We start from the raw sequence: 1669 nt of genomic DNA, 5'->3' as shown, positions 1-1669 counted from the left end.
GCCGTTTAAGGCATTACCTTGCTCGACTACATCGGAGAACTTTTTGTTACTCTAAAACCGAAGAAATGCTTAAGCATTCTATTCGATTGGTAATATATTATCTTAATTATGGCTCAGTGGCGCTGCGAGCGCTATGCGCCCGCAAGCTTAAGACGATCACATGATTCATATTTTGGTTCAGCAACGCCTGTTTTCCTAATGCTGCTGGCACTTGGCATTACCTTAATATTTACCACAGAACCAGCTTTAGGACAAGAATCGGCTCAAAATGCTGCCGGGTTTAATCCCCAACTATGGTTAAAAAATGCTTTGCAGTGGATTGATGGTCTTGGTGCTGTGGGAGCATTGGCATTTATCGCTCTTTATATCATTGCCACTGTTGCCTTTTTACCAGGGTCAATCCTTACTCTCGGTGCGGGTGTGGTCTTTGGCGTAGTTTGGGGTTCGCTTTATGTCTTCATTGGTGCAACTATAGGAGCTACTGCCGCTTTCTTAGTCGGGCGTTATTTGGCTAGGGGTTGGGTTGCTAAGAAAATTGCCGGGAATCAGAAATTTCGGGCGATTGATGAAGCTGTGGGTAGGGAAGGACTGAAAATTGTACTATTAACGCGGCTTTCTCCTATCTTCCCTTTTAACTTGTTGAACTATGCCTATGGCGTGACGGGAGTTTTCCTTAAAGACTACGTTCTTGCTTCCATTGGCATGATTCCCGGCACAATTATGTATGTTTATATCGGTTCTTTAGCTGGTAGTATTGCCACGATTGGTACTGAATCCCAACCTGGGAATCCCAGTGTCCAGTGGGCAATTCGGATTATTGGCTTTATCGCTACGGTTGCTGTGACAATTTATGTCACTAAAGTTGCTCGTAAGGCTTTAGAAAATGAAGTTTTAGAGTCTAATAATGATGATGAAAATAGACAAATTAACCTGAATTAGTTAATCAATTCAGTAGAGTTAATTGTGATTTTCTAATGCTTCACATCTATTAAATAAGTAAAAATGCATGATGACAACAAATACAACCAAATTATTCACTGGTACTCAAGTTCCAGAACTGGCAGTAAAAACTTTTGATGGTAAACTTTGGAAACTGTCTGAGCAGCAGCCCCAAAATTTCACATTGATTATCTTTTATCGGGGTTGGTTCTGCCCGATTTGCCACAATTATTTAGCGGAACTTGAGCGACTTTTAGACGATTTTACTAAGCTTGGGGTGGAAGCGATCGCTATTAGTGGCGACAGTCAAGCAGATGCTCAAAATTCAATTCAAGAATGGGAAATTAAAAATCTCACTGTTGGTTATGAAGGCAAATTATTGTTACGTTTTGAAACAAACATAAATAATACCAATTTTAAAAATTGCATAATTTTTTATATTCTCTTATTTTTCAAATAGTATATAACTTTTAAATGTAACCGTTAAACATCGATACAAGCCAAGCATAGTTATCTCTCCATTTTAAAAGTTTTAGATCGGTAAATGACTCGTTTCCTCAGCACATAGCTGATTGAGGGGGTAATTATGACAGAAGAAGAGAATTGGATTTAGAATAACAAAGTGTGCGACGATGTCGGCGTGCTAAATAATGTCTTAATCTTGTATTTTCTCCTTCAATTCGTGTCATGTAAGTTTTCTTGACTAAATGGTCGCAATCATCAATGAAAC

General features: G+C 38.9%; 3 protein-coding genes and 1 pseudogene. 3 read left to right on the top strand and 1 reads right to left on the bottom strand.

Features of this window, described 5'->3' with window-relative positions; all coding sequences use genetic code 11:
- The 3 genes and pseudogenes from FNW02_RS40400 to FNW02_RS38055 all read left to right on the top strand — a co-directional run.
- Window positions 1–164: pseudogene (locus FNW02_RS40400) on the top strand (IS1 family transposase); the annotation flags it as partial.
- A 34-nt stretch (window positions 165–198) separates the two neighbouring features.
- Window positions 199–939, top strand: coding sequence for a TVP38/TMEM64 family protein (locus tag FNW02_RS38060; protein WP_191762621.1), 741 nt, complete (start codon window positions 199–201; stop codon window positions 937–939).
- 67 nt (window positions 940–1006) lie between these two features.
- Complete coding sequence (locus FNW02_RS38055; protein WP_191762620.1) at window positions 1007–1399, top strand: redoxin domain-containing protein; 393 nt, start codon at window positions 1007–1009, stop codon at window positions 1397–1399.
- 124 nt (window positions 1400–1523) lie between these two features.
- Here the strand turns inward: FNW02_RS38055 and FNW02_RS38050 are convergent.
- The coding region (locus FNW02_RS38050; RefSeq protein WP_191762619.1) for an IS1 family transposase at window positions 1524–1669 on the bottom strand (146 nt) is incomplete at its 5' end.

The organism is Komarekiella delphini-convector SJRDD-AB1, assembly GCF_014831675.1.
Taxonomy (GTDB): domain Bacteria; phylum Cyanobacteriota; class Cyanobacteriia; order Cyanobacteriales; family Nostocaceae; genus Komarekiella.
The sequence above is the reverse complement of the archived record's forward strand: the minus strand, read 5'-3'. Positions and strand labels throughout refer to the sequence as shown.

What these genes read in the sequence shown, in the direction of transcription:
- FNW02_RS38060 (WP_191762621.1), top strand. Translation starts at nt 199, where the DNA reads ATGCTGCTGGCACTTGGCATTACCTTAATATTTACCACAGAACCAGCT.
- FNW02_RS38055 (WP_191762620.1), top strand. Translation starts at nt 1,007, where the DNA reads ATGATGACAACAAATACAACCAAATTATTCACTGGTACTCAAGTTCCA.